This window comes from Nocardia exalbida NBRC 100660 (genome assembly GCF_000308575.1).
Lineage (GTDB): Bacteria > Actinomycetota > Actinomycetes > Mycobacteriales > Mycobacteriaceae > Nocardia > Nocardia exalbida.
This window is the reverse complement of record NZ_BAFZ01000117.1, coordinates 1-14,865: the sequence shown is the minus strand read 5'-3', so window position 1 is coordinate 14,865 and position 14,865 is coordinate 1. Positions and strand designations below refer to the sequence as shown.

Annotated in this window: 16 protein-coding genes; 4 read left to right on the top strand and 12 right to left on the bottom strand. The window is 69.3% G+C overall.

Annotation, left to right across the window (positions count from 1 at the left end; translation table 11 throughout):
* The 3 genes from ON29_RS34035 to ON29_RS26575 all read right to left on the bottom strand — a co-directional run.
* A partial coding sequence (locus tag ON29_RS34035; protein ID WP_157172908.1) for a tetratricopeptide repeat protein occupies positions 1 to 1,284 on the bottom strand: 1,284 nt, incomplete at its 3' end.
* Between the two features lie 104 nt (positions 1,285 to 1,388).
* Complete coding sequence (locus ON29_RS26580; protein WP_051175618.1) at positions 1,389 to 2,579, bottom strand: AI-2E family transporter; 1,191 nt, start codon at positions 2,577 to 2,579, stop codon at positions 1,389 to 1,391.
* Positions 2,580 to 2,652: 73 nt separating this feature from the next.
* Positions 2,653 to 3,705: an NAD(P)-dependent alcohol dehydrogenase gene (locus tag ON29_RS26575; protein WP_040870514.1), complete on the bottom strand. Its 1,053-nt coding sequence runs from the start codon at positions 3,703 to 3,705 to the stop codon at positions 2,653 to 2,655.
* Between the two features lie 151 nt (positions 3,706 to 3,856).
* Here ON29_RS26575 and ON29_RS26570 point away from each other — a divergent pair, with 151 nt between their 5' ends.
* Positions 3,857 to 4,981 (top strand): S1C family serine protease, encoded by a 1,125-nt coding sequence (locus ON29_RS26570; protein WP_040870512.1) that lies wholly within the window; start codon positions 3,857 to 3,859, stop codon positions 4,979 to 4,981.
* 6 nt (positions 4,982 to 4,987) lie between these two features.
* On the opposite strand, the gene ON29_RS26565 is transcribed toward ON29_RS26570, so the two are convergent.
* From ON29_RS26565 to ON29_RS26555, 3 genes are all read right to left on the bottom strand, one after another.
* Positions 4,988 to 5,554, bottom strand: a complete 567-nt coding sequence (locus tag ON29_RS26565; RefSeq protein ID WP_040870511.1) for a vitamin K epoxide reductase family protein — start codon at positions 5,552 to 5,554, stop codon at positions 4,988 to 4,990.
* Positions 5,551 to 6,330 (bottom strand): DsbA family protein, encoded by a 780-nt coding sequence (locus ON29_RS26560; RefSeq protein WP_040870510.1) that lies wholly within the window; start codon positions 6,328 to 6,330, stop codon positions 5,551 to 5,553. The genes ON29_RS26565 and ON29_RS26560 overlap by 4 nt, the downstream gene beginning before the upstream one ends.
* A 177-nt stretch (positions 6,331 to 6,507) precedes the next feature.
* Positions 6,508 to 7,083, bottom strand: a complete 576-nt coding sequence (locus ON29_RS26555) for a TetR-like C-terminal domain-containing protein (protein WP_040870509.1) — start codon at positions 7,081 to 7,083, stop codon at positions 6,508 to 6,510.
* Positions 7,084 to 7,177: 94 nt separating this feature from the next.
* Between ON29_RS26555 and ON29_RS26550 the strand changes: the two genes are divergently transcribed.
* A complete protein-coding gene (locus tag ON29_RS26550; protein WP_040870508.1) occupies positions 7,178 to 8,512 on the top strand; it encodes a carboxylesterase family protein in 1,335 nt (444 codons plus the stop codon).
* 222 nt (positions 8,513 to 8,734) lie between these two features.
* On the opposite strand, the gene ON29_RS26545 is transcribed toward ON29_RS26550, so the two are convergent.
* From ON29_RS26545 to ON29_RS26530, 4 genes are read right to left on the bottom strand one after another with little or no spacing between them, the layout of a single operon-like run.
* The gene (locus ON29_RS26545) at positions 8,735 to 9,580 is read right to left on the bottom strand and encodes a polyphosphate kinase 2 family protein (RefSeq protein WP_040870506.1); all 846 of its coding nucleotides are present in this window, start codon (positions 9,578 to 9,580) and stop codon (positions 8,735 to 8,737) included.
* Positions 9,581 to 9,614: 34 nt separating this feature from the next.
* Entirely contained in the window at positions 9,615 to 10,340 is a 726-nt protein-coding gene (locus ON29_RS26540; protein WP_040870505.1) for an ESX secretion-associated protein EspG, read from the bottom strand.
* Entirely contained in the window at positions 10,337 to 10,999 is a 663-nt protein-coding gene (locus ON29_RS26535) for a hypothetical protein (RefSeq protein ID WP_040870504.1), read from the bottom strand. The genes ON29_RS26540 and ON29_RS26535 overlap by 4 nt, the downstream gene beginning before the upstream one ends.
* Before the next feature lie 41 nt (positions 11,000 to 11,040).
* Complete coding sequence (locus ON29_RS26530; protein ID WP_040870502.1) at positions 11,041 to 11,433, bottom strand: hypothetical protein; 393 nt, start codon at positions 11,431 to 11,433, stop codon at positions 11,041 to 11,043.
* A 182-nt stretch (positions 11,434 to 11,615) separates the two neighbouring features.
* Between ON29_RS26530 and ON29_RS26525 the strand changes: the two genes are divergently transcribed.
* Both ON29_RS26525 and ON29_RS26520 read left to right on the top strand, forming a co-directional pair.
* Entirely contained in the window at positions 11,616 to 12,362 is a 747-nt protein-coding gene (locus tag ON29_RS26525) for a GntR family transcriptional regulator (RefSeq protein WP_051175617.1), read from the top strand.
* Between the two features lie 61 nt (positions 12,363 to 12,423).
* Positions 12,424 to 12,615 (top strand): hypothetical protein, encoded by a 192-nt coding sequence (locus ON29_RS26520; RefSeq protein WP_040870500.1) that lies wholly within the window; start codon positions 12,424 to 12,426, stop codon positions 12,613 to 12,615.
* A 28-nt stretch (positions 12,616 to 12,643) separates the two neighbouring features.
* Here ON29_RS26520 and ON29_RS26515 read toward each other — a convergent pair whose 3' ends face one another.
* Positions 12,644 to 13,384 (bottom strand): helix-turn-helix domain-containing protein, encoded by a 741-nt coding sequence (locus ON29_RS26515; protein WP_157172907.1) that lies wholly within the window; start codon positions 13,382 to 13,384, stop codon positions 12,644 to 12,646.
* Positions 13,385 to 13,592: 208 nt separating this feature from the next.
* A complete protein-coding gene (locus tag ON29_RS26510; protein WP_051175616.1) occupies positions 13,593 to 14,483 on the bottom strand; it encodes an SDR family oxidoreductase in 891 nt (296 codons plus the stop codon).
* Positions 14,484 to 14,865: the final 382 nt, after the last annotated feature.

The window sequence follows — 14,865 nt, the reverse complement described above, 5'->3', positions numbered from 1 at the left end:
GGCGTCGGCCACCGCGTCGCCCTCCGCGACGGCCAGCGCGGCCGCCGTGGCGGCCCGCACGCGCGGCAGCAGCGCCAAACAGTCCGCGGCCGCGGCGCGGTCGGCCGGGGTGAGGTCGGTGGCGTCCTCGGCGGCGGATTGCCATGCCGCGGTGGCGATCACCTCGTGCAGCCAGTTGAGCAGTTCCACCCGCAGCGGTTGCGGCTCGCGCAGCCAGGCGCGGGCGTAGGTCACTTCGGTGCGCTCGTGCAGCAGGGCGCCGAGCACGACTTCGGCGGCGGGCGCGGTGACGGAGTAGATCGACCCTTGATGCAGGACGGCGGAGAACAGGAAGACGACCCCGCGCACCTGGTCGTCGACATCCGCGCCGATCAGATCGGCGAGCATGGCCGGAGCGTCGCCCGCGGACCCGTGGGCGTGCGCCAGCGCCGCCCAGTCCGTCTCGCGCAGCACGGTCGCGGCGCGCTCGTGGTAGGTCGGAGCGAGTGCGGCCGCCGCCCGGGTGCGGGCTTCGGCATCCGCCGAATCCAGCGCACGCTGGAACGCCGCCAGCGCCACGTCCGGTTCGCCGAGCCGCTCGCTGAACACGCCGACCTCGAAGCTGGCCCGCGCGGCGACCGCGGGATCGTCCGATGCTGCCATGGTCCGGCTGATTTCCCTGGCGCCCGCCCAATCGCCCGCCTCGCCGAGATGCTGCACCAGATCGCCCGCGACGATGAGCGCCTGATCCCCGGGCCAGTCGTCGATCACGGACTGGTAGGCGGCCTTCACGCCGACGAGGTCGTCCTCGGTGCGCAGGAGGTAGGCCAGGTTGGACAGCGCCAGCCGGGCGATATCGCCGGGTCCGGCGTCGATAGCGTGCTGGTAGGCCGTGCGCGCCGCGTCCGAGTCGCCGCGCTTGGCCCGCGAGTAGCCGAGATTGATCCAGGCCCGTGGTGCGGCGTCGGCATGGCCGGACGCGGCGGCGCGCTCGTACATCGCTTCGGCCGCCGCGGTATCGCCGCGCTCGGCGAGCAGCAGGCCGAGATTGTAGGCCGCGCGCGGCGCCGCGTCTTCGTGGCCGGAGTCGACCGCGACGTGGTAGGCGCCTTCCGCGGCCGGCTTGTCGCCCGACGCGCTGAGCAGCCCGCCCAGCTCCGCGGCGGCCAACGGCGCCCAGTTCGGATGACCGGAGGCGATCGCGATCTGGAACGCCTCGCGCGCGGCCGCCAGGTCGTTGCGCCTGCGGTGCATCTTGCCGAGGTCGAAGGCGAGGTCCGGCGGCCGCTTCAGCATTGTTCCCATCCAGCCTCGGCACCGAGTGGTGCGAATCGTTTCCGAGAAGTTCTACATCGGCGCGCGATCCCTGGCTACCCATGGCGTGGGATACGCCGGTCACCGGCGTGGGCTCATTCCTCGGGTGGGTTGTGACGGCCCGCCAGGCGGAGGGTCAACTGCCTTGCGAACTTTCGGCGCCGCTTCGGCGGACCCGTGCGCTCGATGTCGGCCTCCATGTCCGCGGGGACGTCGTAGCGGCGGATGTAGGCGCCGGCGAACGCCTGCACCGTCGCGGTGACCGGGATGGCAAGCAGTGCGCCGGTCGCGCCGCGCAGCGCGGCGCCCGCCAGCACCGCCCCGAACGCGACGGCCGGGTGCATGTCCAAGGTGGAGGCGGTGATCCGCGGTTGCAGCACGTAGTTCTCGAATTGCTGGTAGAGCACGATGAACCCGAGAATCCACAGCGCGGTGCTCGGGCCGTGCACGAGCCCGACGATCACCGGCAGCGCGCCGGCGAGATAGGTGCCGACCGTGGGGATGAACTGGGAGACCACGCCGACCCACAGCGCCAGGGCGAACGCGGACGGCACGTCGAGTACCCGCAGCATCACGTAGTGCGCCAGCGTCGAGACGAGGGCGAGCAGCCCGCGCGAGAAGATGTAACCGCCGGTCTTCGCCACCGCGATGTCCCACGCGCGCAATATGTGTCGCTGGCGCCGCGGCGGCAGCAGCGAACAGACGGCCGTGCGGATTCTGGGCCCGTCGGCGGCGAAGTAGTAGGTGAACAGCAGAATGCCGAGGCCCTGGAAGAGCGCGCCGAGCGCGGCGGTGCCGATGCCCCACACGTTGCCCGCCAACCCGGTGAGGTAGCCCTCGAGGGTCGAGCTCCAGTCGGTGGCGTACTTCTGGATGTCGGTACTGGACAGATCCTGATGGAAGGTGTGGTTGATCCACTCCACGCCCCGGTCGGCGTATTCGGGGGCGTTCTTCACCAAGGTGGTGACCTGCTCGACCAGCAGGGCGCCCAGCGTCCAGAGGAAGCCGAAGACGAGGGCCGCCAGGACGAGGAACACCAATCCGGTCGCGGGACCGCGCCGCATGCCGCGCCGTGCCAGCCAGTTCACCGCGGGTTCGATCGCGAAGGCGAGGAACAGCGAGACCAGCAGAACCGTCAGCAGGCCCTGTAGCCGCTCGAGCACCCAGAAGGCCGCCAGCAACCCGGTGATCGTCGCCGCGGCGAGCAGGAACGCGCGCGGCAGCCACGGCGGCATGCCGCTGGCGGCCTCGGCGGGTGGCGTCTCGTCGTCGTCCTGCACAGACACAACGCCAAGGTACCCACGCCGCGACCGGTTCGGTGCCGGACTACGCGGGGCCGCGCCGATACGGCGAGCAGGCTCACATGGTCGAGACGTCGATGACGAACCGGTAGCGCACGTCGCTGGCCACGACCCGGTCGTAGGCGCCGTCGATCTCGTCGGCGGCGATCAGCTCGATCTCGGCGCCGATGCCGTGCTCGGCGCAGAAGTTCAGCATCTCCTGGGTCTGCGCGATGCCGCCGATCATCGAGCCCGCCAGCGAGCGGCGGTACCCGGCGAGGTTGAACGGCTTGACGCTCATCGGGTTGTCGGGGAGACCGAGGATCACCAGGGTGCCGTCCAGGTTCAGCAGCCGCAGGTAGTCATCGATCGGCAGGTCCGCCGACACGGTGTTGAGAATCAGGTCGAATCGGCCGCGCAGTTCGCGGAAGGTCTGCTTGTCGCTGGTCGCGTAGTAGGCGCTCGCGCCGAAGAGCTTGCCGTCGTCCTGTTTGCTCAGCGAATGGCTCAGCACGGTCACCTCGGCGCCCATGGCGGCCGCCAGCTTGACCCCGACGTGGCCGAGCCCGCCCATGCCGATGACCGCGACCTTCTTGCCCGGTCCGGCGTTCCAGTGCCGCAGCGGCGAGTACAGCGTGACGCCCGCGCACAGCAGCGGCGCGGCCACATCCAGGCCGATTCCCTCGGGGATGGCGACGACGAAGTTCTCGGTCACCACGATCTGCGTGGCGTAGCCGCCGAGGGTGTGCCCGCCGGGCTGCACCGCCGGGTCGACCGGGCTGTTGTAGGTCATGGTCGCGCCCGCGGTGCAGTACTGCTCCTCGTCGGCCAGGCAGGGCGCGCAGACCCCGCAGGAATCGACCATGCAGCCGACGCCGACGCGGTCGCCGACCTGATGCCTGGTCACCGCGGCCCCGACCGCGGCGACCACACCCGCGATCTCGTGGCCCGGCACGCAGGGGTAGCGGGTTCTGCCCCACTCGTCACGGGCGGTGTGGATGTCGGAGTGGCAGATGCCCGCGAATTTTATGTCGATCAGCACGTCGCGCGGGCCCAGGTCCCTGCGTTGGATCGTGACTTTCTCGAACGAGCCATCAGGGGTGGACAGGGCGTAGGCGGCGGCAGTGCTCATGAGGACATGCCTACCGTCGCATGGGTGCGATTGCCAACTGTGACACGGAAAAGGGCCGCTCACGGCACATTTTCCGCCGGATCGATGATCTTCGGCGGCGTTCTCCGGCGACAATGGATTCGGTGAGCGGTTCGGCCGAGGCGGGAGTGCCATGGACGAAGAACGGCAGCAGTGGACCGGAGCGCGGCGCACGCCGCGTGGTGGCCGGGTGTGCGTGCTCGTCGTCGCCCTCGTGCTCGCGGTCGCCGCGTTTCTCGGATATCGCGGCGAACCGGCCGGTAGCGACCGGCCCGGCCCGGCCGGGACCGCGGCCCCGGTCGCGTTCGCTCCGCCCGAGCCGCTGGACCTCGGGCTCGTCACCGCGGCGGTGCGACCGGCGCTGGTCAACATCAACGCCTCGACCGAGCGGTCCGGGCCCGGCGCGGCGGGATCCGGCATCGTCCTCACCGCCGACGGCGAGGTGCTCACCAGTCATCACGTCGTCAAGGGCGCCGACACCGTGACCGTCACCGACGTGGGCAACGGCAAGGTCTACGACGCGGAGGTACTCGGCTACGACGCCGAGGCCGACATCGCGCTGCTCGACCTGGCCGCCGCCACCGAACTGCCCACCGCGACCATCGGCACGTCGGCCGGACTGCGCGTGCGCGAGGAGGTCCTGGCGATCGGCAACGCGGGCGGGACCGGCGGCACACCGACCGCGGTGCACGGCCCCCTCACCGACCTGGACACCGCGATCGTGGCGGTCAACGCCGCCGATCTGTCGCGCAAAGCGCTCAGCGGGATGCTGGAGGTCGCGGCGGCGGTGACGCCGGGACAGTCCGGGGGAGCGCTGGTCGATCGGAAGGCCTCCGTGGTCGGCGTCATCGCGGCGGCGTCGGGCGAGGGAGCGCGGGCGGCCGACCACCCGGCGAACGGCTACGCGGTGCCGATCGACGCCGCGATGCGGGTGGTCGATCAGATTCGCTCCGGCACCCCGACCGACACCGTGCACATCGGACCAACGGCCACTCTCGGTGTGCTGGTCTCCAACGCACTGCCGGTCGGTACCGGAGCCCGGGTGGACGCGGCGCTGTACGGGTTGCCCGCCCATGCCGCCGGTCTGGCCGCCGGTGACGTGATCACCTCGATCGACGACCGCACCGTCACCAACGCCCAGTCCCTGCGCAGTGCGCTGAACACACACAAGCCCAACGACACCATTCGCTTGGGCATCACCGGCGCGAATGGCCGACGCACGGTACCGGTGGCGCTGGTCGCAGGCCCGCCGAACTGATCCGGATCAGGCCAGCGACAGCCAGTAATCCTGGAAGCGCAGGAACACCAGCAGCAGTACCACCGCGAAGAACAGCGCGACGATCGTCCAGCGCCATTCGGCGAGCACGCGGAGCGGACCACGGGAACGCCCCCACAGCTGATCGGTGCTCACCGCGAGCAGCGGCGTGATGATCGCCCAGACCACCATGCAGTACGGGCACAGCGCGTTGATCCGGTACAGGCTCTCGAAGATCAGCCAGCAGACGAAGGCGAGCCCGAGCAGGTTGCCCAGCCACAGTCCACCCCAGACCCAGCGCGGGAAGCCGACGCCGGCCACCGACAGCGCGGCCAGCGTGACGACGACCGTGAACCCGACGATCCCCATCAAGGGGTTGGGGAACCCGAAGACCGCGGCCTGGTCGGTCACCATCACCGACCCGCAGGACAGGATCGGGTTGATGCTGCACGACGGCGTGTAACCGGGATCGGTGAACAGCTTGAACCGTTCCACGGTCAGCGCCACCGCGGCCAGCCACCCGGCCAGCCCGCCGATCAACAGGACCCAGGCCGCCCGGGGCCCCGCGGTGATCATCGGCCCGCGGCGGCGCTGATCACGGGTGCGAGGGCGCCGTTACCGAAGATCTCCTGGCTGGACTCGATCTTCTTACCGTCGACGAACACCGATGGCGTCGACTGGATACCGCTGTCCAGCACTTCCTTGGTGCGGGCCTGGATGTACTTGTCGTACTTGTGGTCGGTGATGCACTGGGCGACGGCGTCGTCGGTGTAGCCCGCGCTCTTGGCGATCTGGACCAGCTGGTCGTCGGACAGACCCGCGCCGCCCTCCGGCGGCTGCTGCGCGAACATCGCCTTCAGCCAAGCCTGGTACTTCGACGGGTCGGCTTCGGCGACGCAGTAGGAGGCGCTGCCAGCGCGCGAGGAGTACCGCGTGGTGGAGGCCTTGTCCAGGAACGCGATTATGTTGTATTCGACGGCCGCGGTGCCGTTGGCCACCGCGTCCTCGAGCACCTGTCCGTTGGCCGCCTCGAAGGCCTTGCAGGCGGGGCACTGGAGGTCGGCGACGACGCGCACGGTGACCTTCGCGTCCGGCTTGCCGATCCGGATGGCGCCGTTGTCGGTGATCGAGGCGGGCACGGGGCCCGCGTTCGTGGTGCCGGTCGCCGCGATGGACGGGGTGGGGCCGGGATCGTCGTTGCGGGCCTTCTTCACCGCGATGCCGATGCCGATCGCCGCGATCAGCGCGACGAGCACGGCGGCGACGGCCACCTGGATCAAGATCTTGCGGTTGCGGTCGGCGCGTTCCGCCGCCAGCAGCGGGTTCGACTTCCCACCCTGGTTTTTGCTCACCGTGCGCTCACCACGCCTTTCGCTCGCCGGACAGTTCCTGCCGCCACGATCGTAGATCCGCAGGCCACCTACCCGCGTGATCGGCCTACGGTGGTCATCATGGTCGGCTTTCCTGAGAGATTCCGAAACATTCGTCCCGTCACCGGTGATACCGGCCGAATCACGCCGGCGGCGTGGTCAGCGCGGTTCGATGCCGGTGAGGATCAGATCGACGGCGTGACGGGCCAGGCCGGGCGGCAGCCCGCCGCCGAGCTGCGTGACGTGCAGATGGACCAGGCCGCCCAGTGTCAGCATGGTCAGCCGGGGGTCCACCGTCGCCGCCACGTCCCCGCGGGCGATACCGCGCCGGACGATCTCTTCCGACGACGACAGCCGCCGCAGCCAGAATTCGCGCCGGATGGCCTCTACCTCGGGATCGGACTCGGCAATCACGGTGCCACGGATCAGGGCCCGGCCCGACGGAGTCTCCGCGAAGCGAATGAGATCGGTCATGAACCGCTCCAGATCGCCGCGCAAGGAACCGGTGTCCGGGAGTGGGATCTGTTCGCCCACCCGGGACAGCAGCGCGTCCAGGAGCAAGCGGGGCAGCGATTTCCACCGACGGTAGATCGAGGTCTCGTGCACGCCCGCGTCCGTGGCGACATCGGCGATCCGCACGTCGCCGATGCCGGCCGACTCGATGCGGGCCAGCGTCGCGTCGAGCACGGCCTTCTGTAACCGCGCACCGCGGATCTGTGCGGGGGAGTCGCCCATGCGGCGATTATCGCAAGTCCTCTTGCGTTCCTCCGACGTGGAGCCTTAGCGTGGATCTATCGCAAGTCAACTTGCGATAGCAGGAGGAAGTGGCATGGAGCAGGTGGTGGCGTCCGGTCGCTGGCGTGGGGAGGCCCGCGATGCGGTCGTGGTGTTCCGCGGGATTCCCTACGCGCGGGCCGAGCGGTTCGGCGCGCCGGAGCCGGTCGAGGCCCACGAGGGGGTGTACGACGCGACGCACCGGTACGCCATCGCACCGCAGTTGCCGGGACGGCTCGAGGGCGTGATGGGGCGGGCGGAGGCCCTGGAGCAATCGGAGGACTGCCTCGCCCTCACCGTCACCACCCCGGCAGGCGCGGAGCCGGGCAGCTGTCCGGTGCTGGTGTGGCTGCACGGCGGCGCCTATCTCGCGGGCAGCGGGCAATGGAACCTGTACGACGCGGACCGGCTGGTGCGGCAGACCGGCATCGTGGTGGTGTCGGTGAGCTACCGGCTCGGCGTGCTGGGCTACCTCCGCGCACCGGGCGTCTCGGCGGGAAATCTCGGTGTGCGCGACCAGATCGCGGCGCTGCGGTGGGTGCGGGAGCACATCGCCGAGTTCGGCGGTGATCCGGAACGCGTCACCGTATCGGGGCAGTCGGCGGGCGCGCAGTCGGTCGTCGCGCTGCTGGGGATCGCGGAAGCGCGGCGGCTGTTCGCCCGGGCGATCGTGCAGAGCGCACCGTTCGGTGTCGGCTTCCAGAGCCATCGGCGGGCCGAGCGGGTCGGGGCGATGTTCCTCGCCGAACTCGACGCCGATCCGCGCACCGCTCCGTTACCCGACCTGCTCGCCGCGCAGGGACGGACGGTCCGCCGGGTGGCCGGGCCCGCCGCGCTGAACCCCGCCCCGCCCTTCTTGCCCGTGGCCGATGCGGGCCCACTGCCCGACCAGCACGCTTGGCGGCGAGCGGTACGAGCCGCGGCCACCGATCTGCCGGTGGTGCTCGGGTGCACGGCCGAGGAGTCGCGAGCGTTCTACGGCGGCCCGCACCCGGTTTTCGGCAGGTTACGGCGAATGCCGGTGACGGGCGCGCGACTCGACGCGGCGGTACAGCATCTCATCGGGCGAAAGGCGTTCGAGCACGGGTTGTTTCGTTTCGCCGACGAGTTGGCCGATGCCGGGGCGCGGGTGTACTGCTACCGCGTGGAACAGCTTCATCCCGCGAATCCGTACGGCGCCTGCCACTGCATCGATCTGCCGCTGCTGTTCGCCGACGGCGACACCTGGCACGACGCTCCCATGCTCGCGCCCCTGACCGCCGCGGAGATAGACGCGCTCGGCCACCGAACTCGGGAGTATTGGGGCGAATTCGTGCGCACCGGACGGATCGCCGATACCGGCTGGACGCCCCACCGTCCCGGCTCGCGTATCGTCCGTCAGCTGCCCTGAGCAGGCACGCGCGGAAGCGGCGAACCCGCGGCGCCGGTCTGCCTCGTCGCCTGTGAGCAGCCGGCCACCGCGCGACCGGACCGCCTTCCGGCACGATGCCGCCGGACGCCGTCGCGCGATTGATCCGCCTCCGCCGAGGACAACCGGTACGGCCGCTTACCTCCGGTTCGTCGCCGAGGAGGTCCGGCCCCTGGTCTCCTGAGCACCACGTGCGCGAATGACCTAGGCCTGCGCCAGGCGCCGCTTCTGCTGCTCGACGTCGAACGTCGGCAAGGGCCAGTCCAGGTCCAGCCGCTCCATGGCCGCGATCAGCAGTTCGGTGACCGCGAGCCGGGAGAACCACTTGCGGTCGGCGGGCACCACATGCCAGGGCGCGTACTCGGTGGACGTGCGGTCCAGCATCGCCTGGTACGCCTCCTGATAGGCGGGCCAGTACGCGCGCTCGTCGATATCGGCCGGGTTGAACTTCCAGAACTTGTCCGGGCGTTCCAGCCGCTCGGCCAGCCGCCGCTTCTGTTCGTCCAGCGAGACGAACATGGCCACCTTCACCAGGGTGATGCCCTCGTCCACCAGTCCCCGCTCGAACGCGTTGATCTCGTCGTAGCGCGGCTCCCACACCGTCGGCGGCACCAGGTTGTGCACCCGCACCACGAGCACGTCCTCGTAGTGCGAGCGATCGAAGACGCCGAGCTGACCCGCGCGCGGCAGGGTCTCGCGGATGCGCCACAGATAGTGATGGCGCTGCTCCTCTTGCGTCGGCACGCCGAACGCGGCGTGATCGACGCCCTGTGGGTCGACCGAACCGATGACGTGCCGGACGATGCCACCCTTGCCCGCGGTGTCCATGCCCTGCAAGACCAGCAGCACGCTGCGCCGGTCGCCGGAACGGCCGTTGGCGTACAGCTTCTCCTGGAGATCCGACAGCACCTGGCTGCGTTCGGCGAGCAGTGCGACGCCCGCCTTCTTGCCGCCGGTGAACCCCGGCGTGCCGGAGGTGTCCAGCTCGGCCACTCGCAAGCCGTCGGCTTTCATGGCCTCGGCAGGACACACCGTCCACTGTTCAGGCATAGCCCCACCCTAATCACGCGGTAGTTCGGCCCGGTCACACTTGCGCGAGCCGCAGCAGCTGGGTGGCGAACTCCTCGTCCGACACGGGAGTGAGGGTGAGATCGTGCGCGGTGGTGAGCAGGTAGCGACCGTCGCCGGTGAAGTCCAGCCAGGTGCGATGGCGGGTGGGTGGGGACATCGGGTTCTCGGGCTCCACCGTGACGGTGATGAAACCGCGCCCGTCCACCGGCTTGCGCAGTGTCTGACGGAATTTCGCCGCGCCGCGATGGCCGTTGGTGACGAACGGCTCGGTGCGGTCGGGGCTGAGCACGGCGTCCTGCGGCTCGCGCATCGGGGCGAGCTTGCCCGGCCGCGCCGAACCGATGATCTGCACCAGGCGTTCGCCTATGGCACGGGCATGGCACATCTGTACGGTCACCCGGTTCGGGGTGGCGACCAGGATGCCCGCGTGGTTGTGCACCACCGCGGCGAACGCGAGAATCCGTTCGGTCTCGCTTTCGCTCCCGTCGCGCGCGAGGGCGGAGCGTTCGCCGGAGACGGTGATGGTGGTCGCGTCGTTGCGCGCGCAGAGCACCAGCGCGGCGGCCAGGTCGGGCTCGGCCTGCCGGGCGAAGCGCTGCGGCAGACGCAAGGCGTGATACTCCGATTCGGTCCGCGCCGTGGCCGAGGGGACCATGTTGACCGGGTATGGCCTACGGTCCAGGCTCGTTTCGTTCGTCCAGACATGCGTGAATTCGTCCGGGGTCAGCACCCATTTCACCGTGCGCCGCCTCCGCGGACGGAATTCGGATCGCCGGATGCGTTGTCGGCCGCCGAACCTTCGTGCGGCCGGGGGAATCGGGGAACACAGTCGCCGGTGGCCGGCATCGTCGGGGTATAGACGTAGGTCATCGTGTCCCGGACATCCGCCTCGATGTCTGCCGCCGCACTATCGTGTTCCATCCTACGTTTTCCACCGTAAACCGCTTCGGCGGCCGGGTCCGCCAGCGGCCGATACCGCCGCGGCGGCGCGATCGCGCCCCGGACCGTTTGCGCGGCATCGCTATTCAACTCCATCAGCCGAGCGACCGCCCGGCACACGTCCTGCGCGTCCCCGCCCGCGCGGACGAACTGCCTGGTCGCGCCCACGGCGGCGTCGGCAGCGCGGCCGGACCAGCGCGCGAATTCCCGGTTGGTGGCATCGGAGAAGGCTTGGAACGCGTCGGCCACCGCGGCCGCGTTGGCCTGCCATGCCTCGGCGATCCGGCCGAGCGCCGCCGGGTCGAGCGCTTCGTGCACCAGATCCCAGATCTGCTGATGGGTGTAGGCGCCGAACAGTTCCCGATCCGGCGCGTAGGCGGGATCGGTCGCCCCGTCGGCGAATCCGGCCAGCTCCTGCCGGATGTCGTCGGCGGCGGCGCGTGCCGCGGAGTCTGCCATCCGTCGTCCCCCTCAGTCGTTGCCGGCGCGCGGGTGCGTGCTCAACTGGGCTCCAGGTATTCGGCGATCAGCCGCAGCGCGGCCTGATTCGCCGCCTCGGCGTCGGCCAGCCGGTTGGCCGCGGCGAGATACGCCGCCTTGAACAGCAGCGCCGTCTCCTGGAACGCCGCCAGGGTGTCCAGGTACTGCCGTCCTTTCGCGGCGAAACCGCGGGACAGGCCGTGTCCGGTGGGCAGGTCGGGGAAGCCGGTCACCTCGGTGACGAGGTGTTCCCCGGCCATCGCACGACGTAGATCGTCGACCAGCTTGTCGCACGCGGCGGCCAGATTCTCCGCGACCGCCGTATCCAGCTCGAACTTCTCGCCCCCGCCCGCGCCCATGGCCGCCGCGTACAGCTCTCGCGCCGTTCCCTGTCCGGTATCGGGTACCGCCACGTGGAAGCCCCCTTCCGCTCGGTCCTGTTCGTACCGCGCTGTACTGGACCCGCACTTTACCGCTCGGTTCAGCGCGGCGGACCGGCTCGGTATGTGCTTGTGCCGAGCCCCCGGTACTCGGTTCCGCCGTTGTTAGACTGACCAGCGGTCCGAGGGGCGGTGTCCGCAGGGGAAGGCGACCGGTGGCCGAAAAGGATGACGTAGTCCCGAAATACCTGCAGATCTCGGGTCATATCCGTGCGCTGATCGAACGCGGTGAGCTGGCGCCGGGCGCCGAGGTGCCCTCGGAGCGGGAGCTCGCCGCACGCTGGAAGGTGGCCCGGCCCACCGCCGCCAAGGCGCTGAATACGTTGCGCCAGCAGGGGATCGTCCGGTCCCGCCGCGGATCGGGCACCTATGTGGCCGAACAGCCTGTGCTGCTGCGGGAGAGTGCGCCCCGGTACGGACCGTCTTCGCCCGAGAGCCGCTCGGTGACCGTGCTGCGAGCCGCTGTGGTGGACGGGCCGCGGGAGGTCACCGACCAGCTCGGGCTGCCCGCTCCCAGTTCGGTGATCGTGCGAAAGACGTTGCATGAGGACATATCCGGATCTGGCCGCCTGACCACCTGCTGGTATCCGGGAGGTTTCGCCGAAACCGCAGCCCTGTTGCTCGAATCCGAGGCCGTGCCCGGTGGAGTCGCACGGTATCTGGACGACGCGACCGGACGCGCTCTCACCGTCGTGCGCGAGAGCGTCGCCGCCCGGCTGGCCACCGACGACGAACGCCGCCACCTCACGCTTCCGCACCCGGCGGCGGTGCTGGTCGTGCGCCGCCTCGGCCTGGACGCTCATGGCGTCCCGCTCGAGTACCGCGAGACCGTCCACCCGCCCGGCCGGTGGATCATGCCACACGAGTATTTCACCAGCTCAACGGCCGATTCCCGCCGTTGACACCCCACTGCCGCAACTGGCATAGTCCACTTGTCGGAAGTGTCGAAGGGTGGGAGGGGCGATGTCCGATCGGTTGACCGTCGGCGGCTGGGTGATCGTGGGGGAGCAATGCTCGGTCCGCCTGGCCCCGGTACCGCGCGACGACTACCTCGCGTTCGTCTTCGAAAGCGGCGGAACCGAATTCGAATTGGCCCTGGCCCCCGCGATCCTGCACCGAATGGTCGATCTCGGCTCCGGGCCGCCGGTGCCGTGAGGCCGGGGCGCGGTGCTTCACCGGTGCGTCATGCCGGTGCCTGCAGCACCAACTGATCCCAGGGCCGGGGCGGGTATTTGAAGATGGATGCGCGCATCAGATGCGTCACGAACTCCTCGCGGTCCGGATCCCACAGCACCACTCGCTGATTGGTCACTTCGTCATCGGAGGGAGTGCTGCGATACATCTCGAGGAAGACGGGTTCGATCTGGCAAGCTTGCACGATCTCGTCGATCCGGCGCTGCGGCACGGCTCCGGGCGCAAGGGTCCCGAACGCCGCGGCCATGAGCCGGGCGCGCAGGTTCCAGTTCGCGATGACCTTGCGCGCAAGCGGATCGGTGAACATCCAGACGATGAGACTCGCTGGCTGCTCGGCGTCCGGCGGTGCCGGGGCGAGTCCTGGAAAGCGATCGAGAAAAGGTCTGTTGCAGCCGTATAGGTCGAACGTTATGCGATCGTGGCAGCAAGCCGGGTCGAGGATGCGGTCGAGGCCGGTCTGATCTTCATCGGTCCAGACCGATGGCACGCTCGACCAGTCGAGCGTTTCGAGTGGCGTCTTGGCGGACAAGGAACGGAGTCGCTGAATCACCGCGATGAACCGCTGGCGCTTCCAGTTCGGCACGCCGACCGCTTCGAACCACAGCCGCAGCGCCTCGCCGTCCGGCACGCGCACGCCGGTCTCCCAGTAATGCACCAGTTGCCGGGAGACGTGGCAAGCTTCCGCGACTCGTGTTCTGCTCAGGTCGGCTGCCTCCCGCTCCGCGGTCATCAGTTCGCCGAGCAACTGGTGGACAGGCCTTTTGATTTCGTTTGCCACGGGCGCTCTCTCAACACGACGTGCGTGTACGACGGTGGTGACTCGGATCGTAAACCCTCACCCTAGTGCGGCGTTTCGGCGATGTGCTGAAGAAGTTGATCTTGTGAGTCAGGTCGGCGTCAACCCTCTGGTACGCGTATGCCAGGCTTCTCCTGGTGGTCTAAGCGTCGATGAAGAGGTCGTTGGCGAGCGCACCGGTGCCGGGGACGACCCGGTACCGGTCCAGGTCGGTGCGGCCGTGAGAAGCGAGGACATCCTCGTCGAGCAGAAGCCGGCCGGTGTAGGTCGACGCGGGACTGGTCACGACCAGTAGGGCGGCATCGGCGCAGATGAAGGGATTGCGGGACGCGGCAACCGCTTCCTCGCCACCGAGCAGATTGCGCACCGCCGCGGTGTCGATTTTGGTCCGGGGCCACAGCGAGTTCACCCCGATGCCGTAGGACCGGAATTCGTGCGCCAAGCCGACGGTGGCGATGCTGACTCCGTATTTGGAGACGGTGTAGGCCACGCCGTTACCGACGTGCTCGGGATTCATGTTGAGCGGTGGGGACAGCGTGAGGATGTGCGGGTTGCGCCCGGCTCGCGCCGAGGTGCGCAGATGCGGCAGGGCCAGCTTGGACAGCAGGAACGGGGCGCGGAGGTTGACGGCCTGCATGTGATCGTAGCGCTGCATGCCGATCTGCTCGGCGCCGGTGAGATCGACCGATCCGGCGTTGTTGACCAGGATGTCGATGCCGCCGAAGCGCTCGACGACGCGCTCGACCGCATCGGTCAGCGCCTTGTCGTCGCGTACGTCCGCGACCAGCGGGAGTACGTCACCGCCCGCGGCCGCCACGTCGGCGGCGGCGGTATGGATCGTGCCGGGCAGCTTCGGGTGTGGCTCCTGCGTCCGGGCGATCATCGCGACGTTCGCGCCCTCCGCCGCGAACCTGATCGCGATCGCCCGGCCGATGCCCCGGCTGGCTCCGGTGACCACAACGGTCCTTCCCCTGAGCAGATCTCCGGTCGAATCCTCTCGACCGGACGCGGGCGTAGGTGCGGGGCTGTTCATAGCGAGTGGTCCTCTGGCAGGGATGCGTGAGCTTGTGGAGTGAGGCTAACCGGCATCTGTCGGGACCGGGAGGCGGTCGTTGTCCACAAGTTGTTTACACCCGCCTCGTTGACAACCCGATGCGCCGGCCCGAATGCTGCGTATCTATGCGTCGCTGCTCGGACACGCGTACGAAAAGAACGCAGTCACAACGGATTCGATGTACCTCCGACGAACCGATGTGCCCCTTCCCAGGCTCGAAACGAGTTAGGAGGCGATGAGTTCGAATTGCGGAAAGGGGGGCTGAATTGACCTGTCGGGATGAGGAAATGGGGTCCTCCTCAGCCCGAGTGCCGAGGCCGAGAACCGCAGATGACCGTGTGCGATCGTTGGCGCCCGACTC